The organism is Nannocystis pusilla, from assembly GCF_020073745.1.
Taxonomy (GTDB): Bacteria; Myxococcota_A; Polyangia; order Nannocystales; family Nannocystaceae; genus Nannocystis; species Nannocystis radixulma.
This window is the reverse complement of the sequence record NZ_JAIRAU010000001.1, coordinates 309863-334768: the sequence shown is the minus strand read 5'-3', so window position 1 is coordinate 334768 and position 24906 is coordinate 309863. Positions and strand designations below refer to the sequence as shown.

Sequence of the window (24906 nt, the reverse complement as noted above, 5' to 3'; positions counted from 1 at the left end):
CGTCCCGCGGGCGGGCCCCGCGTCCGGCCCGCGGGCCACGGCGCGACGAGGTGGCGCGGGGTTCAGCAGTGATCACGCCGCCTTGATGAGCAGCCCCGCGCGGCCGCGCGGATGCAGAGCCGGGCGCAGGCCGCAGGTCGCCCCGCTCACGGCGAGCGGCGCGTCACTCGCCGACGCGGCGGATGAGGGTGGAGAACCAGACCTCGGGGGCGTCGAACACCGAGCAGATCTGATCGCCCTCCTGGACCTGATCGAAGTGCCGGCGGGCGTTGGCGACGCTGATGCGGAGCCCGCCGATCTGCGCGTGGTGCCGCGAGAACACCTGGATCTCGCCCTCGTCCTCGTGGGTGACCTGGACGGCGAGCTTCTGCGACATGTTATCGCAGGTGACCGGCGTCTGGCACACGCCCTCGACCTTGGAGGCGACCAGGGGCGCCAGGAATGCGAGGACGTCCGGCGGCTCGAGCTCTTGGGCGTTCACGCTGGCGAGCAGCAGGGTGCCGTTGGGGTCGCGGACGGTGAACCACTGGTCGATGCCGAAGGACATCACCGAGCGGTACTCGAGCGCGACCTCGTCGCCGATGGCGAGCAGCGGATCGGCCGCCTCGTCGAGCGTGAGATCGACGTTGACCTCGGTCCCATCGCACAGAAGCCCGATCTGGTTCGGCTGCGAGGTGAGGACCGCGCACGTCTCGCTGAAGGCGGTGATGCCGTCCTGCTGCGGGAGCGGCGGGTCGAAGGAGATGCTCGCCTGCTCCTCGCTCGGGTCTGCTGGATCCTCGCACAGCGGATCGATGGGGTCGCCGGTGGTGGTGCTGGTCTCGGGCTCGGCGGTGGTCCCGGTGGAGGTGTCGCTGGCGTCGGTGGTCGAGTACTCGCCGAGGTTGCCCTTCGGCGGGTCGCAGGCGGAGAGGAGCAGGGCAGGGATAAGGAGGGCGAAACGATGGAGGGTCATGGCGCGTGGTTTCCCGTCAGGTCGTCGATTCTGTGAGGGGGCCGCTCGCGGCGCGGACGTCGACGTGCGTCGGCGGGAACCGAGCGCCCCTCAGCGTGCCCCCCGAAGAGGGCACGCTCGGGAGCTGGCGGCGGACCGCCAGCGGCGCGCTGCGGTGAGCTGGCATGCGACGGTGATTTCCCGGCGCTCGGCGTTTCCGTGAGGGCGTCGCGAGAAAAAATGTCGGCGGCTCGGGCCGCACACGCGGGGCGATGGCGAGGTAGTCTCCGGGGCATGGGATCGGTCGTCCTCGTGCTCGCCGTTGCGCTGCCTGCGCAGGGCGTCGACGTGCGCTGGCGCGGCGACCCGCGCTGCCCCGAAGCGGACTTCAGGGCAGCCTGGCGCGCTCTCTGGCCGAGGCGAGCGAGCGGCGACCGGTCGAGGCCACGGCCGACGAAGCGGGTCCGCGTTCGCGCGGCGCGCTAGCGATCCTTGCCAGCGCGACGGCCCGCGGCGCAGGATCCGGCATGCCCGGCTCGCTCTCCGCTCCTGTCTTCCGGGGCACATCGTCTCGCAAGCCGGTCCTGTCTCCCGGGACATGTCGTCTCGCAAGCCGCTCCTGTCCCCCCGGACATGTCGTCTCTCAAGCAGCCTCTGTCTCCCGGGACATGTCGTATCGCCACCCGCTCCTGTCCCCCGGGACATATCGTATCGCCACCCGAACCTGTCCCCGGGACATATCGCCCCCCGCACGGCGAAAGGCGGGGCCGGCGACGTCCTCCGCAGGGCGGACGAGGGGCCGTGCGGTGGGACGCAGCGAGGGGCCCCATGCCTGACGCGCAGACGCGGGATGAATCTTCGGACATGCCCCATCGACCACTCCGCGTCGAGCATCTGGCATGGCAGGTCTCGCGTGGCGAGGGACCCGCCGCACGGCCCTCGTCCGCCCTCTCGAGCATCTCCGGCCCCCGCCTCTCCGGGCGCGCGCTCTCTCTGCGAAAGACAGCCTCTCCGGCCCCCGCCTCCCCGGACGCGCGCTCTCTCTGCGAAAGACAGCCTCTCCGGCCCCCGCCTCCCCGGACGCGCGCTCTCTCTGCGAAAGACAGCCTCTCCGGCCCCCGCCTCCCCGGACGCGCGCTCTCTCTGCGAAAGACAGCCTCACCTCGACAACCGGCCCCGAGCCACAGCCTCACCCCGAGAACCCGCCGAGCTCGACGATCCGCGCCGCCAGCTTGGCGATCGTCCGCGGCGACGAGCCCTCCGCCTTGTTGTTGACGATCACGTAGACCGGCAGGTCGAGCTCGGTCTGCAGGCACACGTGGGCGACCTCGTCGCGGTTGCCCGGGTCTTCGTCGACCAGCGCATCGAACGGGTCGTAGCGGGCCTCGGCGCGCTCGTAGTTCATGCTCGGGTGCAGCATCCAGCGGCACACCAGCGCCGTCGCCTGGTCCTGGCGGGTGCGGGCGCGTTGGGTCCGCGCCGGCGGCATGCTCGGGTAGACGTTGATGCAGTGCACCGCCCCGAACTCGGCCAGCGCCGCGGCGTAGGCGCCGGTCATCAGCTCGCGGTTGCGCAGCTCGACCGCGTAGAGCGGCCCGCGCGGCAGGCCGTCGAGGAAGCGGCGCAGGCGGTCGACCAGCCAGCGCGGCCCGCCGAGCGCGCCGAAGTCCTGCGGGGCGAACTGGAACAGCAACGGTCCGAGCGTGTCGCCGAGGCCCTCGACCGCCGGCGCGACCACGAACTCGCTGGCGTACACCGGGTCGAGGAAGCGCTCGTTGGGCTGCCCGCGGACCTTGCCGTAGCGCTGGTGCTTGGGCCACACCGCCGTCGTGCAGGCCTCGTGCGCCTTGACCAGGAAGCGGAAGTCGGCCGGCACCGCCGCTGCGTAGGCCGCGAACTCGTCGGTCCGCGGCGGCGCGTAGTACGAGCGGTCGATGCCGGCCGCGCGCAACAGCGGGTGGCGCGCGTACGCGGCCAGGCCCTCGCGCGCCAGGCGTTGTTGCGTGTGAGGCAGGTCGTAGACGATCCCGGCCCAGCCCGGGTAGGCCCACGAGGAGGTCCCGAAGCGCATGTTCTTCGGCAGCCGCTCGGCCAGCGCGGCGAGCTGGGCCGGTGGGGCCGCGGGCCCGATCGGCGCGCTGCGCTTGCCGGCGCCGCGGTCCGCCGCGGGGGGCGGATCGAGCGAGGGATCGGCGAAGAGATCGAGCTGCGGAGCCATGCGCGACTTTGCGCAGGATACCCGCCCCGGCCCGCCCGCGCAAGCGCAGGCCACCTGCCCGAAAGGGCATGTCCTTTACGACCTGCGGAACACCAGCGAGAAGTTGTTGCTCGGCATCGGCACCAGCTCGGCGAGCGCGAGCCCGTGAGCCGCGGCGGCCGCGGTGACCTCGGCCTCGTCGCGCACGCCCCACGCCGGGTCGCGGGCCCGCAGGTCGGCGTCGAAGGCCGCGTTGCTCGGCGCCGTGTGCCGGCCGCCGCGCTTGATGGCGCCGTAGAGGTAGAGCGGCGCCCCGCTCGGCAGCACCCGCGCCGCGCCGGCCATCAGCGCCTCGCACGCGGCCCACGGGGCGATGTGGATCATGTTGATGCACACGATCGCCTCGGCCTCGGTCACCGGCCACGGCCACGCGCCGACGTCGAGCCGCAGCGGCGGGAGCAGGTTAGCCGGGCCCTCGCTCGCGACCCGCGCCGCGATCGAGGCCAGCGCCTCCGGAGCGACGTCGGTCGGTTGCCAGGAGACCCCCGGAAAGGCCCCGGCGAGGTACACAGCGTGCTCTCCGGTGCCGCTGGCGATTTCGAGCACGCGCCCGGTGGGCGGCAGGACCCGGGCCAGGACCTCCGCGATCACCCCGCGGTTGCGGAGCGCTGCAGGCGACGACCGTGCATGAGATTGCTGCATCGCCGCGATCGTATCGCAAGCTGACTCGTGGTTTTTGCAACTTGCGAGGATCGGCGGCACCACCCTGAACGTGAGTCGGGCCCCATCGGGGCGGGCGGCGCCGAGCGCGGCGTGGCGTGCTATCGTGCCTGACGATGAGGCCTGTCCCCTGGCTCATGTCGCTCCTCGCTGCGTCGCTCGGCGCCGCCGCGGGCTGCCTCATCGACCTCGGCGCGCGCCCCGACTGCGGCGACGGCTACATCGACCCGCTGGCCGGCGAGGACTGCGAGCCCGACTCGCCCGACAGCTACGCCGACAGGTGCACGGCGCTGGGGAAGGTCGCCAGCCCGGCCGCGTGCAGCCCCAAGACTTGCACCTTCGACGCCGCCGGCTGCTCGGCCTGCGGCAACGGCGTCGTCGACGCCGGCGAGGAGTGTGACCCTGAGGACATGAACCAACCGACATGTCCCGGAGAAGGGGTCGCGGTCTGCCGCGACAACTGCACCGTCGACGTGTCGGGCTGCGAGGCCTGCGGCAACGGCGTGGTCGACATCGACGAGGAGTGCGACTACGCCGCCGACCTCGACAACATCGCGCTCCAGGTCCCCTGCACCGAGCTCGACTCGCCGGCCGGCATCACCCGCCGCTACGGCTCGGGCAACTCGAACAAGTGCACCAGCAAGTGCGAGTGGGACCGCTCGGCCTGCTCGTACTGTCAGAACGACAAGCTCGAGGGCGAGGACCTCGTCGGCGACCTGTACGTCGACTTCGAGCAGACGATCATGCCGGTGCCCGAGGTGTGCGACCACGAGCAGGCCGACAAGGAGGCGCTGGTGGCCCACTGCCAGGACGCCTGCGGCAGCAACTACCGCGTCGAGTGCAAGTTCAAGTGCGCCGACGACTGCCAGGCGTTCAGCACCGCGGCGGTCCCGCTCGAGCAGCTCGACTGCTGTACCGCGCGGGGCGAGGCCTGCCCCTACCTGGCGGGCAAGCTGATCGACGGCCGCAAGCCCTGCTGCTTCGATCCCGGAGAGGGCGGAGAGCCCTGCGAGAAGGCGCTCGGGGGCCTTCACGTCTGTCGCTGAAGCGCCAGAGCCGCAAGGCCGGGTCCGCGCCTCGGAGGGGCCCAAAGCGCCGTCCGGGTGTCCTTGTCGCCGCGCCCGCCCCGAAGACCTCCGCATGTGCTAACTTGCCGGGCGATGCGCCCGCTGCTCGTCGTCACGCTCGCCGCCGTCGTCGGCTGCATCGTCGACCTCGACCCGCGGCGCGACTGCGGCGACGCCTACGTCGACGAGCTCGCCGGCGAGGAGTGCGAGCCCTCGCAGGCCGAGAGCCTCGCCGGCTACTGCCCGGCCGGCGAGATCCCCGGGCCCGGCGCGTGCGATCCGACCACCTGCCGCTTCGTCCCCGACAGCTGCACCCGCTGCGGCAACGGCGTGCTCGACCCCGGCGAGGCGTGTGACCCGAAGGACACAAACCAACCGTCATGTCTCTTCGGCGGGGTCGCGCAGTGCCGCAGCGACTGCACGATCGACCAGTCGAAGTGCGCGCGCGGCTGCGGCGACGGCGTGGTCGACGTCGACCTCGGGGAGGAGTGCGACCTCGGGCCGGTGAACGACGTGACCGACAAGGCCGCCCCTGTCGACTGCCGCGAGCTGCCGGGCCCGACGGCCGGGCGCCCCTACGGCTCGGGCGTCTCCACCGACTGCGTCAAGTGCATGTGGGATCGCTCCAACTGCCGCTACTGCGGCAACGAGCGGCTCGAGAACCTCGACGTCGTCGCCGACGAGCAGCTCCACATCGACTTCGACAGCAAGATCAAGGCGCTCCCCGAGGTCTGCGACGGCGATCAGGCCGACCCGAAGGCGCTCAGTCAGTACTGCCAGGACCGCTGCGACGCCGGCGGCTTCACCGTCGCGTGCGCGTTCACGTGCGCGGACAAGTGCGACGAGTTCCTCGAGCCCGCCGACGACCCCGCGGAGCTCGCGTGTTGCACGCCCTCGGGCTCCGCCTGTCCCAACGACGAGAAGGGCGAGCTGTACAAGGGCCGCCTGCCGTGCTGCGGCGTGCCGGCGTCCGACCCCCCCGTCGATCGCTGCAGCGAGGACTGGACCGGCAACACCCTGTCGCTCCGGGTCTGCCCGTGAGTCGCGCACCGCGCCGCCTGTGCGAGTAGCCACAGCCGTCGCCGCGCGGGTCCGGCTACCATCGCCGCCGCGCATGACCGCTCCTCGCAATTCTCTCGTCACCGGCGGCTGCGGCTTCCTCGGCCGCTTCCTCGTCGACGCCCTCGTCCGCCGCGGCGACCGGGTCACCGTCCTCGACCACAAGGTCGACCGCTGGCGCGACGACGTCCAGTTCGTCGCCGGCGACATCTGCGACCCCGAGCTGGTCGCCCGCGCCTGCGCCGGCCAGGGCGTCGTGTACCACAACGCCTCGCTGGTCCACACCAAGCACAGCCGCGTCGAGCAGGTCCGCGCCGTCAACATCGACGGCACCCGCAACGTCCTCGCCGCCTGTCGCAAGGGCCAGGTCCCGAAGCTCGTCTACGTCAGCTCGGCCAGCGTCGTCTACGAGGGCCGCGACATCGAGCGCGGCGACGAGACCCTGCCCTACGCCCGCCAGTGGCTCGCGCCCTACGCCGAGACCAAGCGGATCGCCGAGGAGGAGGTCCTGAGCGCCAGCGGCCAGGGCGGCGTGCTCACCTGCGCGATCCGTCCGCACATGATCTTCGGGCCAGGTGACACCCGCCTGCTGCCGGCGATCCTCACGCGCGCGCGCACCGGCAAGCTCAAGTTCACCGTCGGCGCCGGCGACCGCCTCAACGACTTCACCTACGTCACCAACATCGTCGACTCGCTGCTGGCCGCCGACGAGCGCCTCGTGCCCGGCTCGCCCGTGGCCGGCAAGGCCTACTTCATCACCAACGGCGAGCCGATGAACTTCTGGGAGTTCGTGCGCCGCGTCCTCGTCGGCCTCGGCTACTCCCCGCCGCGCCTGCGGATCCCCTACGCCGTCGCCTACGCCGCCGCGTCCGCGCGCGAGACCTTCGACACCCTCGTCCGCGGCGGCACCCTCCACGCCGAGGAGGGCCTGTCGCGCTTCTCGATCCGCTACATCTGCACCCACCACTACTTCAGCTACGCCCGCGCCACCGCCGACCTCGGCTACCAGCCCCAGGTCGCCCTGCTCGAGGGCATCCGCCGCACCGTCGAGTACTTCCGCGCCCAGGGCTCCGCCGCCGTCTGAAGCCCGCTCGCGCCGCGCGTCTGGGCGTGCGCCTCGACCTCCGCTAGCGTCAGCCTCGTGTCGATCTACGGTCCGCCCGCGCCGCCGCCGCGCAACCTCGCGAAGCGGGCCTCCGTCCGGCTCACGCGGCTCGTCCTCGGCATCATCATCCTCGGCGCCCTCACCTACTGCACCGTGCTCGCGGTGCTCTCGTTCCGGCGCAACGACGGCGAGCACCTCGCGGTCGAGCAGGCCGAGACGATCCGGCTCGACGCCGAGCGCCGGCGCGAGGCCATGCGCCTGCAGACCGCCGACATCCTGCCGCCGATCCCCGCGCGCCCGGACTTCGCGATCCCCGCGCCGCTGCAGACGGCGGAGCCGCTGCCGCGCCCCCTCGCCCCGGCCGTGCCCGCCGGGGCCGGCGAGCGTGAGCCACCCCTGCCGGTCGAGGCCGCCGAGCTCGTGCCCGCGCGGCCCGTCGAGCCCGAGCGCCTGCAGACCGCGGAGATCCTCCGCTGACCCGTCAGACGCGCGCGCCTCTGCGTCACACTCCACGCGTGGCCGCTCCGCCCGACGAACCTGGCCTGCGCCGCTTCCTCGGCGTGTTCCGCTACGGCCGCCGCGCCGTCGAGCTGGTGTGGTCGACCAGCAAGCCGCTGACCGTCGCCCTCGGCGCGCTCACCCTCGTCGTCGGTCTGCTCCCGGCCGCGGCGGCCTACGTCGGCCAGGTGATCGTCGACGCCGTCGTCCACGCCGCGCAGGTCAGCCACGACCCCGCGCCGGTGCTGCGGCTCGTCGCCGTCGAGGCCCTGCTCGTCGTCCTCCTCGCCTTCGCGCAGCGGGCGATCGCCGTCTGTCAGTCGCTGCTGCGCACCCAGCTCGGCCAGCGCGTCAACGTCATGATCCTCGACAAGGCGCTGACCCTCGACCTCACCCACTTCGAGGACGCCGACTTCTACGACAAGCTCACCCGCGCCCGCCGCGAGGCCTCGAGCCGCCCGCTGAGCCTCGTCAATCGCACCTTCGCGCTCGTCCAGAACGGCATCTCGCTGACCAGCTTCGCCGCCCTGCTGTTCGGCTTCTCGCCGTGGGCCGCGCTGATCCTCGCGCTCGCCGGCCTGCCCTCGTTCCTCGCCGAGGCCAAGTTCTCGGGCGACGCCTTCCGCCTGTTCCGCTGGCGCGCCCCCGAGACGCGCATGCAATATTATTACGAGACGGCGATCAGCACCCTCGATTACGCCAAGGAGGTCAAGCTCTACGGCCTCGGCCCGCTGTTCCTGCGCCGCTATCAGCAGATCTTCCACGACCTCTACGCGGAGGACCGCAAGCTCACCCTCCGCCGCGGCCTGTGGAGCGGCGCGCTCGGCCTCGTCGCCACCGGCGCGTTTTATGGCGCGTACATGTGGATCGCCATCGCCGCCGTCGCCGGCCAGATCTCCCTCGGCGAGATGACGATGTACCTGCTGCTGTTCCGCCAGGGCCAGAGCGCCGTCTCGGCGATCCTCGGCGCCATCGGCGGCATGTACGAGGACAACCTCTACCTCTCGACGCTCTACGAGTACCTCGCGCAGGACGTCGCCGCGCCCTCGGGCACCGCCACCGCCGGCCCCGACCCGAGCGACGGCATCCGCTTCGAGCACGTCGGCTTCACCTACCCCGGCGCGGCCGCGCCGACGCTGCACGACGTCTCGTTCCACCTCCGCCCCGGTCAGAGCCTCGCGCTCGTCGGCGAGAACGGCAGCGGCAAGACCACCCTCATCAAATTGCTCACGCGCCTCTACGACCCGACCGCCGGCCGGATCGTCCTCGACGGCCGCGACCTCCGCGAGTGGGACGCCGCCGCCCTGCGCCGCCGCGTCGGCGTCATCTTCCAGGACTTCGCCCGCTACCAGCTCAAGGTCGGCGAGAACATCGGCGCCGGCGACGTCACCGCCTTCGAAGACCGCGAGCGCTGGCGTGAATCGGCGCAAAAAGGCATGTCCGAAGACTTTATCAAAGACATGCCGAAGCAGTACGAGACCCAGCTCGGGCGCCTGTTCAAGGAGGGCCGCGAGCTGTCGGGCGGGCAGTGGCAGAAGATCGCCCTCTCGCGCGCCTTCATGCGCAGCGGCGCCGACGTGCTGGTCCTCGACGAGCCGACCGCCGCGATGGACGCGGAGGCCGAGGCCCAGGTGTTCGAGCACGTGCGCAACCTGTCGCACGACCGCATGGTCATCCTGATCTCTCACCGCTTCTCGACCGTGCGCGCGGCCGACCACATCATCGTCCTGCACGGCGGGCGGATCCTCGAGGCCGGCGACCACGAGTCGCTGATGCAGCGCGGCGGCCGCTACGAGCGGCTGTTTTCATTACAGGCCCAGGGCTACCGCTGAGCTTCGGTGGCGAATCACCGCGGCGACGGCCATCGCCGGGCAGCGAATCACCCGCATGCGCGCTCGCTCGCCGAAGCGAGTGTCATGGATCGATTTCGTGCCTGCGGCGCCGTCACACTTTCTCAACATCCGACCGATACACCCGTGACGCTCACAGGGCGAGGAGATAGCAATGGGTATCGGCAAGTCATTCAAGAAGGCCACCAAGAGCATCAAGAAGAGCACGAAGAAGGTCACCAAGGGCGTCTCGGACGCGACCAAGAAGGCCACCGACGCGGTCTCCGACGCCGCCGAGAAGGGCGTCGACGCCGTCTCCGACGCGGCGAAGCAGGCGGCAGACGCGGCGGCGAAGGGAGCCCGCGAGGCCGAGCGGATCGGCGCGAAGGCGGCGGCGATCGCCGACAACGCCTATGACGACGCGCTCCGCCTCGGCGAGGCGGCGTGGAACGAGACCGTCGCGGCGCTCGAGCGCTGGTTGACGGATGGGCTGACGGAGATCTTGCTCGCCGCCGCGGAGGCGTTCGTGGGCCGCTCGGGCGCGCTGATCGACGCCATGGTGGCAGGCGGTCGCGCGCTGCTGGCCGACCCGAAGGCCGCCGCCGAGTTCGAGCGGGTCGTCGTCGCCGCCGCCGGCAAGAAGATGGAGGCGGGGGCGCAGGAGGCGATGCGCTCGCTCGTGCGCCGGCCGGAGCTCCGCGCCGTCGTCGACAAGGCCGGCCAGTTCGCCACGCTCTCGCTCGGCCTGGCCGGCAGCGCGGCCTACGGCGCCGGCGCCGAGGGCTGCTTCGGCTACGCGGCGCGCATGCCCGAAGCGACGGTGATCGGCGGCTTCTACGGGGTCGGCGGGGTCGCGGTCTCGGTCGGCGGGTCGACGTCGGCGCAGCTCGGCGTGTGGTCGCCACGGCCCGCCGACCTCAAGGGCCCCTACTTCGCGGTGACCGTCGAGGTCGAGGTGAAGGGCGGCGGCGGCGTCCAGGTGATCTTCGCCCTCCCCGCCGACGAGGCCGGCTGGCTGGCCCTGGTGAGCGGGAAGATCGACCCGTGGCCGGTCGGACTCGTGGTGTTCCTCGGCGGCGGCGGCGAGCTGAGCGCGAGCGTCAGCGGCGGCTACACCTGGGTGTTCTGAAATAGCTACATGTCCTTTGGGGCATGCGACGTCTCGCCGCCGTTCGGCCCGCTCAAGGCGCCGAATTCGCCGGCCTGCACGATTCGACATGCCCCAAAGAACATGCTCGCTTGCGCTGTGACTCGAGCGTCCCCACGCCGAGCGCGGCGGCCTCCAGGCACACCTCGGCGTGGCCGGCGTCGCACGCGGTCTTCGCCAGCGCCCGGCGGGTCGCCAGCGATTGCGGGGTGGGCATGCCCGCCTCCGCGTCCGCGATCTCGAGCCCGAGCAGCGCCGGCGCGCAGCAGCTCGTGTCGCCCGTCTTGCACGCGGTCGCCTGCGCGGCGGCCGTGCAGCTCCGGATCGGCGCGCACCCTTCCGGCCCCTGGTTGGCCATCCCCGCCGGGCAGCCCTTCGCCAGCGGCATCGGCCGGCAGAACTGCTGCTGCACGCAGGCGATCGCGTGGGTCTGCTTCGCCGACAGCGAGCTCGTCTCGCGGGTCTGGCGCAGCAGCTTGCACATCTCGAGGTCGCCGGCGCGGGCGAACAGGGCCATGATCTCGATCTTGACGTCGGTGTGCTCGGCGCTGCCGTGCGCGAGCTGCCTGGCGCGAGCGACCAGCGCCTCGCCAGCTGCCATCAGCGCCGCCTTGTCGCCCGCGAAGGGCGGCAGCGGCTCGCACGTCGCCGGATTCGCCTGTGCGGCGACAGGCGCGGCCTCCGTGGTCGTCGAGACTGTCGCAACCGCGACGGCGAGCGCCGCCGTCCATCGCCGGGTCCTCGACCACCGCGACGCGAGGTCCGAGGTCCCGGGGCCGCGCGGGGGCTGGCGCGGCGACAGCATCGTCAAAACGTGGGCGAACGGGTGCGTCATGAACTCCTCCAGTCGGCCGCCGGGTCGCGCCCGGCCGGCTCGCACCTCCCTCGTCCCGCGACGGGGGCGGAACAATTGGATGTTTTTTAAAAAGAAAAAGAATGAGATGCGCGAAATTGATCCAATTGTTTCGCGGCGCCGCGGGACGCAAGGAGCACGGGCCCCGCGAGCCCGCAGCGGAGTATCGTCATGCTCTCTCCCCCTTCCCTCGTCGCCACCCTGCCGCGGCGCGGGCGTCACCCGGACATGCACCACCCGGACACCGAACTCGCCGATCGGCTGCTGCAGCGGCGGGTCAAGGCCAGGCTGTTCGGCGACCTCGACGACGCACCCCCGCCGCGGATCGGCGCGTACCAGCTCGATCGGCGGCTGGGCGCCGGCGGGATGGGGGTGGTCTATCAGGCCTACGACCCCGCGCTCGAGCGTCCGGTGGCGATCAAGGTGATGCACGCCGAGCTGCGCGGCGCGGCCGAGCAGATCCGCCGCGAGGCGCGGGCGCTGGCGCGGCTCGCTCACCCGAACGTCGTCTCGGTCCACGAGATCGGCGAGCACGACGGCCAGCTCTTCGTCGCCATGGAGTACGTCGACGGCGAGACGCTCGGCGCATGGCTCGCTCGCCACCCCGTGCGTCCGCCCCCGGCGTGGCGCCGCGCGCTGCCGGGCCTCGCCGCGGTCGACCGCGGCGGCCCCGACCTTCGCCCGGTCCTCGAGCGCTTCATCGAGGCCGCGCGCGGGCTGCAGGCCGTCCACGCCGCCGGTCTGATCCACCGCGACTTCAAGCCGGACAACGTGCTCGTCGGTCGCGACGGCCGGGTCCGCGTGGCCGACTTCGGGATCGCCAGCACGCTCGACGCCGCGACCGCCGAGCTCGCGATCACCGCGGACATCGCCTCGCCGCTGCGCACCCGCGCCGGCGAGCTCGCCGGCACGCCGGCCTACATGGCACCCGAGCAATTCGCGGGCGAGCCCGTCGACGCGCGCGCCGACCAGTTCGCGCTGTGCGTCGCGCTGTACGAGGCGGTCTGCGGCGCGCGACCGTTCGCCGGCGACAGCGTCGCCGGCCTGCGAACCTCCGTCCTCGCCGGCGCCGCGCGCCCCGCCCCGCGCTGGCTGCCCGCCCCGTTGTCCGCCCTGCTCGCGCGCGGCCTGCAGCGCGAGCCGGCGCGCCGCTTCCCCGACACGGCCGCCCTTGCGGCCGCGCTCGAACGGCTCCTGCGCCCGCGTGTCGCCCGCTGGGCGGTCGCGGCGGCGCTGACCGCCGCCGCCGTCACGGGGACGCTCGCCAGCGCCGGACTCACCAGCTCGAATGGACATGTTTTTACAGACATGACTTCAGAGACAGGATCGACTCTGGTCGAGCGGCTGTGGGCCGCGGTGCCGGCGGTGTGCATCCCGCAGCTGCCGTTCACCGGCGACCGGGACGCGCTGGTGGCCGCGACCGCGGCCGTGCGCGAGCGGATGAAGTCGCACCCGACCGACAGCGCGCCGTACCTCGACGCCAAGCTCGAGACCATCGCGCTGCTGCTGCGCGCCGGTGAGACCACCGCGTGCACGGTGGCGTCGGCGACGCGGACGAGCCCCCTCGACCAGCGTCAGGCGCACACGCTCGCCTGCCTCGAGCGCCAGTTCTGCGCCCCGCTCGTCACCGCCGCCCCGTGCCCCGACGGCACGCGGAACGACGGCCCGAACGGCTGCGAGCCGATCGCGGCCTGCGGCGTCGCCGGCACCGAGGCGCAGAGCCGGGCCTGCCTCGCCGGCGAGGCCGACTGCTGCAAGCACGCGCTGATCGTCGGCGAGTACATGGACCTCGAGGCCGGGATCGCCGGCACCCCGGAGTCGAAGGCCCGGCGACGGGCCCTCGCCGAGGCCGGCTGCGCGCGCGGCTACGCCTGGCTGTGCGCCGAGGCGGCCACGCTCGACCCATCTGGCCCCGGGGTCATGCGCGATCGGGCATGTTCCCTGGGCTATGCCACGGCGTGCGCGGAGGCGGCCCCGTGAGCGGCGGCAGCGACGGCGAGCTCCTGGCCGCCTGGCAGGCCGGCGATCGCCGGGCCGGCGCCGCGCTGTTCGACCGCCACTTCCGCGCGGTCGCGCGGTTCGTCCGCGCCAAGCTGTGGTCCGAGGACGACGTCGACGACCTGGTCCAGTCGACCTTCGTCGCCTGCCTCGAGGCGCCCGCGCGCTTCCGCGGCGAGGGCAGCTTGCGCGGCTACCTGCTCGGGATCGCCTACCACAAGCTGCAGAAGCTGTACGCCGAGCGGGCGCGACGGCCGATCGACGTCGAGGAGGTCAGCGTCCACGACCTCGGCCCCGGGCCGAGCACCGCCCTCGCGCGGCGGGCCGAGCAGCGGCTCCTGCTCGCCGGGCTGCGGCGGCTGCCGCTGCAGTTCCAGGTCGTGCTCGAGCTGTCGTTCTGGGAGGACATGACCGCCGGCGCGATCGGGGCCGTCCTCGGCGAGCCCGAGGGCACCGTGCGCACCCGCCTGCGCCGCGCCAAGGAGCTGCTCGCCGTGCAGCTGCGGCGGCTCGGCGCCGCGCCGGCGCTGCTCGACAGCACCCTCGGCGACCTGGCCCGGTGGGCCCGCTCGCTGCGCGCCGAGCTGTGAGTGCGAGCATGTCCTTTCGGACAGTCACGCACTCACCCGCGGTCGACACTCCTCGGTCCAATCAATACGCCTCGCGCAGCTCGGCCCGTTCGCGCGCCTCGCGTTCGCGGATCTCCTGCGCCTCGACCGTCAACCTCGCGGTCGGCTGGGCCCACAGGCGCTCGAACGGAATCTCCTCCTCCGTGTCCTCGCAGATCCCGTAGGTCCCCGCTTGCATGCGGGCGAGCGCGTCCTCGACCTCGCGCAGGCGCGAGCGGTCGTGGTCGGCGATGCTGAGCTGCGCCACCTGGGCCGCCTCGGCCGCGGCGAGGTCCTGTTGGTCGCCGACGTCGGGCGTGGGCGGTGCGGTCGTATCGGCGCGGTGCCCGAGCTCGCGGTGGAGCAGGGTCGAGCGCTCGTCTTCGAGGCGCTGCTTCAGGCGGGCGAGCTGGTCTTTGGTGAGGTGGTCCATCGCGGCGAGAGCGTAGTACCGTTCGGTCGTGGACGCAGCGCTGGCCGCTCTCCTCGCCGAGGTCACGGGCGACCTCGTCCGCGGCCGGGCGAACTGTGATCCTCGCGGCGCCGGCTCTCGGCCGACAGCGGCCTACGACGTTCCGCAGCACCGAGAGTCACAGAACCGGTGGTTCGGCGCCGCATCACCGGAGGAGATCGCCACGCGGGCCGCCTGGGACGCGATCCCCGACGAGGTGTGGCGATTCACCGTGCAGCCGCTGCGGGCCGCCGCGGCCGCCGCTCCCGACGCCGGTCACTGCGCGATCGCCGGCTCGGCCGCAACTTCGGCGAGCGCTGCGTCACCCTCACCCGCGCCGGCGACCATCCCGATCGCGGGTACGCGATCCACGGCGGCGACGGCAACCTCGAGCTGCTGCCGCTGCCGCCCTCGGTGCTCATCGACGTCGGCCCGACGACGACACCCGCGCCGCCGCCCTCCCGCCGATCGCCAGCGCCAGGTCGGCGTGATACACCCGTCGTCGTGAACACCGCGCGCGACTTCGACTACGACTTCATCGTCGTCGGCTCAGGCTTCGGCGGCAGCGTCTCCGGGCTCCGCCTCACCGAGAAGGGCTACCGCGTCCTCATGCTCGAGAAGGGCGGCGAGCTCGGGCCGGCCGAGTTCCCGAAGACCAACTGGAACCTCAAGCGCTGGCTGTGGATGCCGAAGCTCGGCTGGCGCGGCCTGTTCCAGATGACCTTCTTCCGCCACGTCACCGTGCTCTCGGGCGTCGGCGTCGGCGGCGGCTCGCTGGTCTACGCCAACACCCTCCCTGTCCCGAAGCGCAGCTTCTTCGACTCGCCGTCATGGTCGAACCTGGCCGATTGGTCAGGCGAGCTCAAGCCGCACTACGACACCGCACTCCGGATGCTCGGCGCCACCGCCAACCCCGCCGTCACCCCGGTCGACCGGGTCATGCGAGGCGTCGCCGCCGACATGGGAAAGAGCGTCGAGCCGACCCAGGTCGCGGTCTACTTCGGCGAGCCGGGCAAGACCGTGCCCGACCCGTACTTCGGCGGCAGCGGCCCCGAGCGCACCGGCTGCATCTACTGCGGCGGCTGCATGCTCGGCTGTCGCTACGGCAGCAAGAACAGCCTCGACAAGAACTACCTCTACTTCGCGAGGAAGCGGGGCCTGGAGCTGCTGGCCGACACCGAGGTCACCGCCGTGCGGGCCTTGCCGGGCGGTGGGTATCGCGTCGAGGCGCGCAGCGGCGCCGGCCTGCTCGGCAAGCAGGCGCGCAGCTTCACCGCGCGCAACGTCGTCCTCGCCGGCGGCGTGCTCGGCACCGTCGAGCTGCTCCTGCGCATGAAGCAGGACCCCGAGGGTCTGCCGAAGCTGTCCGACCGGCTCGGCGAGAGCGTGCGGACCAACTCCGAGTCCTTGATCGGCGTCGTCGGCGGCCAGCGCGAGCACGACCTCTCGCGCGGCGTGGCGATCGGCTCGATCATCCAGCTCGACGAGCACTCGCACGTCGAGCCGGTGCGCTACTCCGCCGGCAGCGGGTTCTGGCGCCTGCTGCTCGCCCCGCACGTCCCCGGCGAGAAGGCCCTCGTGCGCCTGTCGCGGTTCGCCGGCGCCTTCCTGCGCCACCCGATCAAGCTCGCGCGCGCGCTGCTGGTGCCCGACCTCGCCAAGTTCTCGATCATCCTCCTCTACATGAAGACCGCCGAGGGCACCCTGCGCTTGCGGCTGGGGGCCACCGGGCTCACCACCGACCTCTCCTCCGGCAAGGCGCCGACCGCCTCGATCCCCGAGGCCACCGACATCGCCCGCCGCGTCGCCGACAAGATCAAGGGTTACTCGATGTCGCTCGTCACCGAGACCCTGTTCAACATCCCGACCACCGCCCACATCCTCGGTGGTTGTTGCATGGGCGACTCCGCCGAGACCGGCGTCATCGACCACCAGCACCGCGCCTTCGGCTACGATGGCCTCTACGTCATCGACGGCTCGGCCGTCTCGGCCAACCCCGGCGTCAATCCCTCGCTCACGATCACCGCCCTCGCCGAGCGGGCCATGAGCCGGATCCCCGCCAACGTCGAGGTCTCCGCCTCCGCGTGAAATCAGTTGCCCCGCGCTCCGATCGGGGCGAGCGTGGCAGCGACATGCGAGCGGCACGGCGACTCCTCCTCCCCTTGCTGCTGTGGGGCGTCGCGGCGTGCGGGAATGACACGGCGACGCCGGAGAAGAAGACATGGTTGCTCGGGACCTGGTCGAGTCGAGGTGCTGGAGCCGTCCTGGACGATTGCAGCGTGCGCCATCTGGAGTTCTGGAGGACGGGACGCTCCTCGACGGCGGGATTGGCTGTTTCAGCGTTCGCATGCCCGTCGAGCTGGAAGACGAGGAGTTTGCGTGGGAGGAGGCCGGCGAGGACGAGGTCACCGTCGACCGCGGTGACCAGTACGAAGATCGCTGGCACGTCACTCCTGGCGAGAATTGCAACCGCCTGCTCGTGCAGCCGATGCACGGCGGCGAGCCCATCGGCGGGCCCCGGATTTATCATCGCGGCGTGGTCTGCGTCCACGTACTCCCGATGTGTCCGGAAGGACAGGGGGAGTGCCACATCTACGAATCGAAGTGGTGCGACGCCCCGCCCCCGGCGTGCGAGGCGCCCTGACGCAAATCGCGGCTCGAACATCACCTCGGACCGTGCCGCGCTGACGAAACCGCTCGCTTGCCAGGGGCTCTGCTTTGGTGTCTAGTCGATGCTGCTGCTCGATCGGCTCCCCGCATGAAAATCCTCGACCGCGAAGTCTTCCTCGGCCGGACCGCGCGCGAGCTCGTGTGCATCGCCGGTGGTCTCGCCATCATCACCTTCGAGGCCGTGCGCCCGCTGCCGATCGACTGGCCCAACATGGCGGTCTACATCGGCGCCACCCTGCTGTTCGCCCTGCGCTTCTACGCCGCGCGGGCCGCCGCGGTGGCCACCTGTCTCGGCGCCGTCGTCCAGCAGTGGCCCAACCTGCGCCTCGGCGAGGTCGACTGGGAGACGCTGGCCCTGTTCCCGCTGCTCGCCTTCGTCGTGCTCGCCTCGTCCGACCTCGTCGACCGGTTCGAGCGGGCGCCCTCGCGCGTGCGCTGGCTGCCCAACCTGTGGGCCGGCTTCACCGCCGCGCAGACCCGTGTCCTGCGCTGGTCGGCCTACGCCGCCGGCGCGCTGGCGGGCCTGCTCGACCACATCACCGAGAACGCCGCCGGCGACGCCGGCTGGGCCCGCGGCTCGATGATCGCCCTCACCGTCAGCCTCGTGCTGCTGTGCGCCGGCCGGGCCGTCGCCTTGCTGCTGCTGTGGGCCACCAGCCTGGTCGCGGCCGTGCACCTCGTCCCGCTGGTGCTGCCGGCCGAGGCCACCCTCGCGCTGTTCGGCGTCGCCAACTTCGCGCCCGCCGGCACGCCCCTGTTGCCCGAGGCGATCACGCCGGCCCACGTCTACATCCTGCCGGCCACCGGCCTCGCCGTCGTCGCCCTCGCGCTCACCACCCCCACGGTCGTCCGCCTGCTCCGCCGCACCCTGTTCGGCTGACCCTTCGCACAGGTGCGAAAGACCAGCCGTTCGTCGACGGCTGGATCGCGTGACATGTCCCTGAGGACATCTCATCCTCGGCTCGTCGCCTCGCCGGCTCGATGGCCGCCGCGCAGCCGGCTTCCGGGGTTTCGCTCACGCGCGGGCGAACGGGCGTCATCGGGGTCTCCGTCCCCCTCACGCTTGCACCCGCGTGCGGGCACCGGTCTACTCGCGAAGGCATGCTCCGAGTCGCCACGAAGCACCTGTCCTTTCATACCTGTCTGATGATACTCGCCGCCTGCTCCCCGAGCGGCGGCAAGACCACGGCGGCGACCGCCGCCGAAACAACTGACGGGCCGGCCACCACCGGCACCGGCCCCGAGGGCACCACCGCCCCGACCACGGGCGCGCCGACCTCGACGACCACGGGCGAGCCGAGCTACGGCGAGCCGTTCAGCATCACCGTCCTGGACAGGGCGTGGATCTCCGGCATGGACGGGTGGAACACGCAGCACCAGGACGTCGCCTACGACCTCGGTCCGGCGAGCTTCGCCAGGGTCACCCTCGTCGTCGACCTCGAGAGCGACTGCTACCCCTGGCAAAAATGGCAGGACAACCCGCCGCCGCAGGGCCAGTACTGGCCGGCCTCGTGCGACGCGTTCGACCGCACCATGGGCTTCGTCAGCGACCCCGCCGCCGGCCCTGCCGACCCGCCGGGCTTCGAGCTGCTGCGCTCGATCACCCCGTTCGGCGGCCCGGCCCACCTCGAGGCCGACATCACCGACTTCGCCAACATGCACCCGGGCGCGCACACGCTGCGCTCGTACATCAACTCGTGGCCCGACGGCGCCGGCCAGGTCAGCGGCTCGGCCGGCGGCTGGCACCTCAGCGTGCGCATCGACGTCGAGCCCGGCCCGGCCCCGCGCAACGTGCTGGCCGCGATCTCGCTGTTCAGCGGCGACGTCGGGGTCGACGGCGCGACCACCGAGGTGCCGTTCAGCCTGCCCGAGGGCGTGACCAAGGCCGAGCTGGTCTACACCGTCAGCGGCCACGGCGGCGCCAGCGACAACATCGGCGACTGCATCGGCCCGGCCGAGGAGTTCTGCAAGCGCCGCCACCACATCAGCTTCGACGGCGCCGTCATCACCGAGTTCGACGCCTGGCGCACCGACTGCGGCGACCTGTGCACGATCACCGACAACGACCTCGGCGTCGGCCCCGGCAAGTTCTGCCTCGAGAACCCGTGCGGCGCGATCGGCTCGGTCCAGGCCGCCCGCGCCAACTGGTGCCCCGGCGACGTCGTCGCCCCCCTGCGCGGCCCGATCACCCCGGCGCTGCAGGACGGCCCCGACCACGAGTTCCAGTTCGCCATCGACGGCGTGGTCGAGAACGGCTCCTGGACCGTGTCCGCGGCGGTCTACGCCTACGGCCCGTGAGCTGTCTGCGAGGGCATGTCGTATCGAACATGCCCTCTTGCGCATGTCTCCGAGAGCATGTCCTTTTCGTCAGTTGGCGCGCCGCAGCTCGGCGCGCCGGCGCAGGCGCTCGGCCTCGTCGCAGCGGCCGAGCGCCTCGAGGCCCTCGGCGAGGATCCGCGCGAACGGGCCGCGGAGGTCGCCGCGGCGGACGGGCAGGCGGTCGTACCAGCGCAGCGCCTCGGCCATGCCGTCGCTCGCCTGCGTCGGCTCGGTGCAGGCTGCTCGCAGGGACAGCTTGGCCAGGCGCGCCACGCACAGCACCAGGTGGCTGGCGCTCTCGCCACCGAGCGTCGCGTCGTCGAAGCTGTCGCCCTGCAGCAGCGGGAACACCCGGCGGACGAACGCCAGGTAGCGGCCGAGGTGGCGGCCGGCGTCGGCGAGGCAGGCGACGTGCGCCGCGAACTCCTCGTCGAGCAGCACCTCGAGGCACGGGCGGTCGGGCCGGCGGCGCTTCCACACCTCGACCGCGAGCAGGCCGAGCAGGTCCTGGTCGGGCTCGGCGAGCGTCTGCGTCGTCCACACCTCGGCGGCGATGCGCCACGCCGACGAGAATTCGGGCGCCTCGTCGACCACCGCCAGCGCCTTCGGCAGGCGCAGCCCGCTCAGGCGATCGACCCACGCCAGCAGCGAGCGGTCGGGCAACGCCGCGATCTGGCCGATGCGCAGAAAGCCGGGGCAGCGCAGCTCCCACACGCCGTCGTAGCGGTACTCCTCCTCGAGCTGCGCCGCGTAGGCGGGGATCTCCTGCTCCGCGGCGACGCTGGCGATGCTCCGCTCGCGCTCGGCGAAGCTGGCCGCGCCGAGCCACCGCCGCATCAGCGCCGTCTCCACCGCCGCCGCCACACGCGCCTGCGCCCGCATGCGTCCACGCTCCACCGCTCGCACGGGGCGCGGTCGCCCTCGCGGGACGCGCTGCGGAAACCTGGCCATGCCCGGTCTATGGGGCGGCCTTCGCGGCGCGGCAACGCGCACCGTCAAGCGACGTGCGCAGTCCGACGTTCACGGGCCAAAGCGCGCTGGCAATGGCGCTGCAGCGACGCCACGAACGTCGCTCGGCCCGCACGCCGCGACGCTCGTCGGATCTGTGACGAGCGAAGCAACGGTCGGCCTCGCAGGGCGCCGCGGACGCCTGTCCACGCGCCGTTCGCCCCTTGAGCGGCGCGCCCGCTTCGTGGAAAGCTCGGCGTAGGATAATGACGCCGTTCCACGCAGCGACCGCGGCCTTGATCGCGCTGGGCTCAGCGATCCTGGCGATGGGGGCGAAGCGGACGCTGGCGTTGTTGAAGCTGCGTCAGGTCACCCCTCACGCCGGGCAGTGGCGGGTCCTGCTTTACCTGATCGTCGTCTTCATCGCCGCCTATGTCGCCACCGCGATCGTCGTCTTGATGGGCTGGCTCGAGGCGGTGGTGGCGCTGACGGGCGTCCTCTTCCTCGGCGGTGGCATCTTCGTCTACCTGGCCGCGCGCGCCAGCTTCCGCACCATGCAAGCGCTGGTGAAGTCGAGCATGACGCAGCGCCAGGTCGGCGACATGCTCGAGGCGCTCAGCCACGCCGTCCTGCTGGTCGACGACCGCGGCGTCGTCCGCACCGTCAATCGCAAGCTGTGTGAAATCACCGGACAGCCGGCCAGCGCATTGGTCGGCAAGTCGATCATGCAGGCGGTCGGGCTCGAGAACCCGTTCGCCACCTCGGCGGTGAAGAGCAGCATCGACATGCCGCACACCCACGAGCACGAGCTGCGCCGCCGCGACGGTCTGACGGTGCCGGTGGCGGTGGCGATCGTCCCGGCACACCGCGGATTCGTGTGTGTATTGACGGACATCCGCGAGGACCGGCTGCGCCGGCGCCAGCTCGACGACGCGGTCCGGATCGCCGAGGAGATCTTGCGCGCCCGCAACGAGTTCATGGCGCTCGTCGCGACCGAGCTGCGCGACCCGCTGGGCCAGCTGTCGCGGGCCTCTCGCGCGCTCGTCGACGCCCCGCCCGAGGCCGACGTCGCCGCCATGGCCCGCAAGATCGGCGTCGCCGGCGAACAGCTCGAGCGCGTCGCCCAGAGCCTCCTCGACATCGGCCGCCTCGGCGGCAGCGCCGAGGGCGCCAGGGTGTTCCACCCCGCGACCCTGCTGCGCGAGGCCGCCGAGGCCCTGTCGACCCCGGCCGCCCGCGCCGGCGTGGTCGTCCGCCATTACGTCGAGAAGGGCGTGCCCACGACCTTCTACGGCCGCGAGGCGCAGATCCGGCAGATCCTCGGATTGCTCGGACAGAACGCGATCGCCCGCGCCCCCGGCGGCGAGATCCGGATCGCCGTCGAACCTGTCCCCGGGGACAAATCATCACACCAATTGCTGTTCTCGGTCCGCGACACCGGCTATCCGCTGACCGACACCACCGCCGACCTCGAATTCGACCCCTTGACCAGCGGCGCGCGCAGCCAGGGCGGCCGGCTCGACCTGGCGATCTGCCGCCTGTTGGTGCTGTCGCTCGGCGGGCGCATGTCGGCCGGCAACACCACCGGCAACACCGCCACCGTGTTCTTCACCGTGCAGGGCGGCGTCGCCCCCGGCTCGCAGCAATCGACGATCGTCAACGCGCTCGGCGAGACCCAGGCCGCCGCCTCGCTCAGCGGCGGCTGGCACAACTCGTTCGAGGCGTCGGCGCGGCTGGCCCGGCTCGCCATCCCCGACGCCGACGCCGACGCCGAGGTCGAGCCCGAGCGGCGCACCGGCTCGGTCCTCGTCGTCGACGACAGCCCGACCAGCCGCGAGCTGCTGGCCCACCAGCTCAAGCAGGCCGGCAACAAGGTCGAGGTCGCCGGCACCGCCAGCGAGGCGCTCGACCTGGTGGCGCAGCAGGAGTTCGACGTCATCCTCCTCGACGTCCTCCTGCCCGACAGCGACGGCATCGCCGTGCTCGAGGAGCTGCGTGAGAAGGGCGCGCTCGAGCGGCTCAGCGTCCTGATGATCAGCGCGGTCGAGGAGACCTCGAGCGTGGCGGCCTGCATCGAGCGCGGCGCCGAGGACTTCCTGCCCAAGCCGGTGAGCCCGGCGATCTTGCGCGCGCGCCTCGGCGCCTGCCTGGAGAAGAAGTTCCTGCGCGACAAGGCCCGCCACCACCTGGTCCAGCTGGCCGCCGAGGGCCGGCGGGCCAACGACCTGCTGCGCGTGCTGCTGCCCGACCCGATCGCCGACGAGCTGCAGTCGACCGGCGTCATCGCCCCGCGCCGGCTCGACAACGTCGCCGTGGTGTTCGCCGACATCGTCGGCTTCACCGCCTACTGCGACCGCCACAGCCCCGAGGAGGTGCTCGTCAGCCTGCAGGACCTGTTCACCCGCTTCGAGCAGCTCGCGCTCGAGTTCGGGGTGCAGAAGATCAAGACGATCGGCGACTCCTTCATGGGCGCCGCCGGCCTGTTCACGACCGTCGACGAGCGCCCCGCGCTGCGCTGCGTGCAATTCGGCCGCGCCATCCTGGCCGCCAGCGCCGACCTGTCGCCCCACTGGAACCTGCGGATCGGCATCCACGTCGGCCCGGTCGTCGGCGGCGTGGTCGGCACGCGGCAGTACTTGTTCGACATCTGGGGCGACACCGTCAACACCGCCCAGCGCATCGAACAAAACGCCCGCGTCGGTCAGGTGTGCATCAGCGCGGCGGCGCGGCGCCAGGTCGAGCCCGACTACACGACCGAGAGCCTCGGCCGCAGCGAGATCAAGGGCAAGGGCGAGGCCGAGATCTTCGTCGTCGTCGGGGGCGCGAATTGAGCGCCACCGCCGTCGCCCTGCTCGTCGCCGTCGTCCTCGTCCTCGCGCTCGCGACCGCGCTGGTCCTCGTGATCACCGGCGGTCGCCGGCGCGACGCGGCCGCCCGCGCCGAGGTGGCCCGGCTGGTGGCCGACAACAACTCGCTGCGCGAGCGCGGCGAGGCCGCCCACGAGACCGCCGAGCTGCGGGCGCGCATGGTCGCCCACGTCAGCCACGAGCTGCGCACGCCGATGCAGGCGATCATGAGCCTGCTGGCGCTGCTCGACGATCACAGCCTGCCGCTCGAGCAGCGCCAGCAGCACCTGAACACCCTGCGCGGCTCGTCGGAGGACCTGCTGCTCCTCATCGACGGCCTGGTCGAGACGGCGCAGATCGACGGCAAGCGGCCCTCGCCGCGCGCCGACGAATTCTCGCCGCGGGCCACGCTCGAGCAGCTGGTCGACCTGCTCGGCCCGAGCGCGCGCAAGCGGGGCCTCGAGCTGCGGGCCGCGCTGGCGCCCGACCTGCCGCCGCGGCTGCGCGGCGATCGCCTGCGCCTGCGCCAGATCGTCATCAACCTGATCGGCAACTCGATCAAGTTCACCCGCCAGGGCCACGTCGAGCTGCGCGCGAGCGCCCGCGTCGAGGGCGGCGTGGCGCGGCTCGCCGTCGCCGTCGGCGACACCGGCGTCGGCATCGCTCCCGACGCGCTCGACAAGTTGTTCGTCGAGTTCGCCCGCGTCGGCGACCTCTCGCTCGAGGGCACCGGACTCGGCCTGTCGATCTGCAAGCAGCTCGTCGAGGCGCTCGGCGGTCGCCTCGACGTCGACAGCGAGCCCGGCGTCGGCACGACCTTCCGCTTCGAGCTGAGCATGCCGCTCGCCGCCGCCCCCGCGGCCGAGGCCGAGGCCGCCGCCGACACGCGCCCGCGCGTGCTGGTCGCCGACGACGACAGCGCGGGTCGCGAGCTGCTGGTGACCGCCTTGCGCCGCGGCGGCTACGCGGTCGACGGCGTGGCCGACGGCGCGGCCGCGGTCGCCGGCGCGCTCGCGCGGCCGTACGTGGCCGTCATCCTCGACGTCCAGCTGCCCGAGCTCGACGGCCCCGGGGCTGCGCGGCAGATCCGCGACGTGCGCGGCGACGTCGCCCTGATCGCGCTCACCGGTCACACCGAGGTCGACGTGCTCGGCCGCTGCAAGGGCGCCGGCATCGATGCGATCCTGATCAAGCCGGTCAAGCTCGAGACGCTGCGCGCCACCATCGCGCGCGTCGCCGCCGAGCGCTCGCAGGCCATCGACCTGGCGGTGATCCGCGGCTACGTCACGGCCGAAGACCCCGCGTTCGTGCCGGGCCTCATCGACGTGTACCTCCGCGAGGCCGCGCGCGACCTCGACGCCATGCACGAGGCCGCCGAGCGCCGGGACATCGCCCGGGTGGCCCAATTGGCCCACCGCCTGAAGGGCAGCTCGGCCGGGTTCGGCGCGCGATTGCTGGCAGAACGGTGTCAGTCGCTCTATGCCGCCGCCTGCGCGGGGCAGGGCGCGAGCGACGAGTTGGCCGCGGTCGCTCGCGAATTCGCCAGAGTGAAGACCGCGCTTTCGGTCGAGCGGACCCGCCTCATATCATCGTAGTCGAGACGTCGTGCGCACCCGCGTGTGACGGCCCGCACCGCGCGGACAATGGTCCAAGCGAT

20 protein-coding genes are annotated in these 24906 nt (G+C 72.2%); 14 read left to right on the top strand and 6 right to left on the bottom strand.

What is annotated here, in order from left to right:
• Window positions 1-163: 163 nt before the first annotated feature.
• The 3 genes from K7C98_RS01370 to K7C98_RS01360 all read right to left on the bottom strand — a co-directional run bounded on the left by K7C98_RS01370 (window position 164) and on the right by K7C98_RS01360 (window position 3833).
• Window positions 164-955, bottom strand: a complete 792-nt coding sequence (locus tag K7C98_RS01370; protein WP_224189653.1) for a hypothetical protein — start codon at window positions 953-955, stop codon at window positions 164-166.
• 1168 nt (window positions 956-2123) lie between these two features.
• Window positions 2124-3152, bottom strand: coding sequence for a DUF72 domain-containing protein (locus K7C98_RS01365; protein WP_224189652.1), 1029 nt, complete (start codon window positions 3150-3152; stop codon window positions 2124-2126).
• Between the two features lie 75 nt (window positions 3153-3227).
• A complete protein-coding gene (locus K7C98_RS01360) occupies window positions 3228-3833 on the bottom strand; it encodes a DUF938 domain-containing protein (RefSeq protein ID WP_224189651.1) in 606 nt (201 codons plus the stop codon).
• A gap of 134 nt (window positions 3834-3967) precedes the next feature.
• Between K7C98_RS01360 and K7C98_RS01355 the strand changes: the two genes are divergently transcribed.
• The 6 genes from K7C98_RS01355 to K7C98_RS01330 all read left to right on the top strand — a co-directional run bounded on the left by K7C98_RS01355 (window position 3968) and on the right by K7C98_RS01330 (window position 10538).
• Window positions 3968-4897 (top strand): hypothetical protein, encoded by a 930-nt coding sequence (locus K7C98_RS01355; RefSeq protein ID WP_224189650.1) that lies wholly within the window; start codon window positions 3968-3970, stop codon window positions 4895-4897.
• A 114-nt stretch (window positions 4898-5011) separates the two neighbouring features.
• Window positions 5012-5959 carry a hypothetical protein gene (locus tag K7C98_RS01350; RefSeq protein WP_224189649.1) on the top strand — a complete coding sequence of 316 codons (948 nt, stop codon included), beginning with the start codon at window positions 5012-5014 and terminating at the stop codon, window positions 5957-5959.
• Between the two features lie 73 nt (window positions 5960-6032).
• Window positions 6033-7061, top strand: a complete 1029-nt coding sequence (locus K7C98_RS01345; RefSeq protein WP_224189648.1) for an NAD-dependent epimerase/dehydratase family protein — start codon at window positions 6033-6035, stop codon at window positions 7059-7061.
• 57 nt (window positions 7062-7118) lie between these two features.
• The gene (locus K7C98_RS01340) at window positions 7119-7559 is read left to right on the top strand and encodes a hypothetical protein (protein WP_224189647.1); all 441 of its coding nucleotides are present in this window, start codon (window positions 7119-7121) and stop codon (window positions 7557-7559) included.
• Between the two features lie 38 nt (window positions 7560-7597).
• Window positions 7598-9412 carry an ABC transporter ATP-binding protein gene (locus K7C98_RS01335; RefSeq protein ID WP_224189646.1) on the top strand — a complete coding sequence of 605 codons (1815 nt, stop codon included), beginning with the start codon at window positions 7598-7600 and terminating at the stop codon, window positions 9410-9412.
• A 172-nt stretch (window positions 9413-9584) separates the two neighbouring features.
• Window positions 9585-10538: a hypothetical protein gene (locus K7C98_RS01330; protein WP_224189645.1), complete on the top strand. Its 954-nt coding sequence runs from the start codon at window positions 9585-9587 to the stop codon at window positions 10536-10538.
• A 52-nt stretch (window positions 10539-10590) separates the two neighbouring features.
• Here K7C98_RS01330 and K7C98_RS01325 read toward each other — a convergent pair whose 3' ends face one another.
• Window positions 10591-11391, bottom strand: coding sequence for a hypothetical protein (locus K7C98_RS01325; protein ID WP_224189644.1), 801 nt, complete (start codon window positions 11389-11391; stop codon window positions 10591-10593).
• 189 nt (window positions 11392-11580) lie between these two features.
• Here K7C98_RS01325 and K7C98_RS01320 point away from each other — a divergent pair, with 189 nt between their 5' ends.
• On the top strand, window positions 11581-13389 hold the full coding sequence (locus tag K7C98_RS01320) for a serine/threonine-protein kinase (RefSeq protein ID WP_224189643.1): 1809 nt from the start codon (window positions 11581-11583) through the stop codon (window positions 13387-13389).
• A complete protein-coding gene (locus tag K7C98_RS01315) occupies window positions 13386-13997 on the top strand; it encodes an RNA polymerase sigma factor (RefSeq protein WP_224189642.1) in 612 nt (203 codons plus the stop codon). The genes K7C98_RS01320 and K7C98_RS01315 overlap by 4 nt, the downstream gene beginning before the upstream one ends.
• 61 nt (window positions 13998-14058) lie before the next feature.
• On the opposite strand, the gene K7C98_RS01310 is transcribed toward K7C98_RS01315, so the two are convergent.
• Complete coding sequence (locus K7C98_RS01310) at window positions 14059-14448, bottom strand: TraR/DksA family transcriptional regulator (RefSeq protein WP_224189641.1); 390 nt, start codon at window positions 14446-14448, stop codon at window positions 14059-14061.
• A 522-nt stretch (window positions 14449-14970) separates the two neighbouring features.
• Here K7C98_RS01310 and K7C98_RS01305 point away from each other — a divergent pair.
• The 4 genes from K7C98_RS01305 (at window position 14971) to K7C98_RS01290 (ending at window position 19434) form a co-directional block, all read left to right on the top strand.
• Window positions 14971-16554, top strand: coding sequence for a GMC oxidoreductase (locus K7C98_RS01305; protein ID WP_224190592.1), 1584 nt, complete (start codon window positions 14971-14973; stop codon window positions 16552-16554).
• Window positions 16555-16813: 259 nt separating this feature from the next.
• Window positions 16814-17110 (top strand): hypothetical protein, encoded by a 297-nt coding sequence (locus K7C98_RS01300; RefSeq protein WP_224189640.1) that lies wholly within the window; start codon window positions 16814-16816, stop codon window positions 17108-17110.
• Between the two features lie 114 nt (window positions 17111-17224).
• Window positions 17225-18016, top strand: coding sequence for a hypothetical protein (locus K7C98_RS01295; protein ID WP_224189639.1), 792 nt, complete (start codon window positions 17225-17227; stop codon window positions 18014-18016).
• A 221-nt stretch (window positions 18017-18237) separates the two neighbouring features.
• Window positions 18238-19434, top strand: coding sequence for a peptide-N-glycosidase F-related protein (locus K7C98_RS01290; RefSeq protein WP_224189638.1), 1197 nt, complete (start codon window positions 18238-18240; stop codon window positions 19432-19434).
• A 69-nt stretch (window positions 19435-19503) separates the two neighbouring features.
• Here K7C98_RS01290 and K7C98_RS01285 read toward each other — a convergent pair whose 3' ends face one another.
• On the bottom strand, window positions 19504-20337 hold the full coding sequence (locus K7C98_RS01285) for a hypothetical protein (RefSeq protein WP_224189637.1): 834 nt from the start codon (window positions 20335-20337) through the stop codon (window positions 19504-19506).
• A gap of 332 nt (window positions 20338-20669) precedes the next feature.
• Here K7C98_RS01285 and K7C98_RS01280 point away from each other — a divergent pair, with 332 nt between their 5' ends.
• Both K7C98_RS01280 and K7C98_RS01275 read left to right on the top strand, forming a co-directional pair.
• Window positions 20670-23234: an adenylate/guanylate cyclase domain-containing protein gene (locus tag K7C98_RS01280; RefSeq protein ID WP_224189636.1), complete on the top strand. Its 2565-nt coding sequence runs from the start codon at window positions 20670-20672 to the stop codon at window positions 23232-23234.
• A complete protein-coding gene (locus tag K7C98_RS01275) occupies window positions 23231-24844 on the top strand; it encodes an ATP-binding protein (protein WP_224189635.1) in 1614 nt (537 codons plus the stop codon). The genes K7C98_RS01280 and K7C98_RS01275 overlap by 4 nt, the downstream gene beginning before the upstream one ends.
• Window positions 24845-24906: the final 62 nt, after the last annotated feature.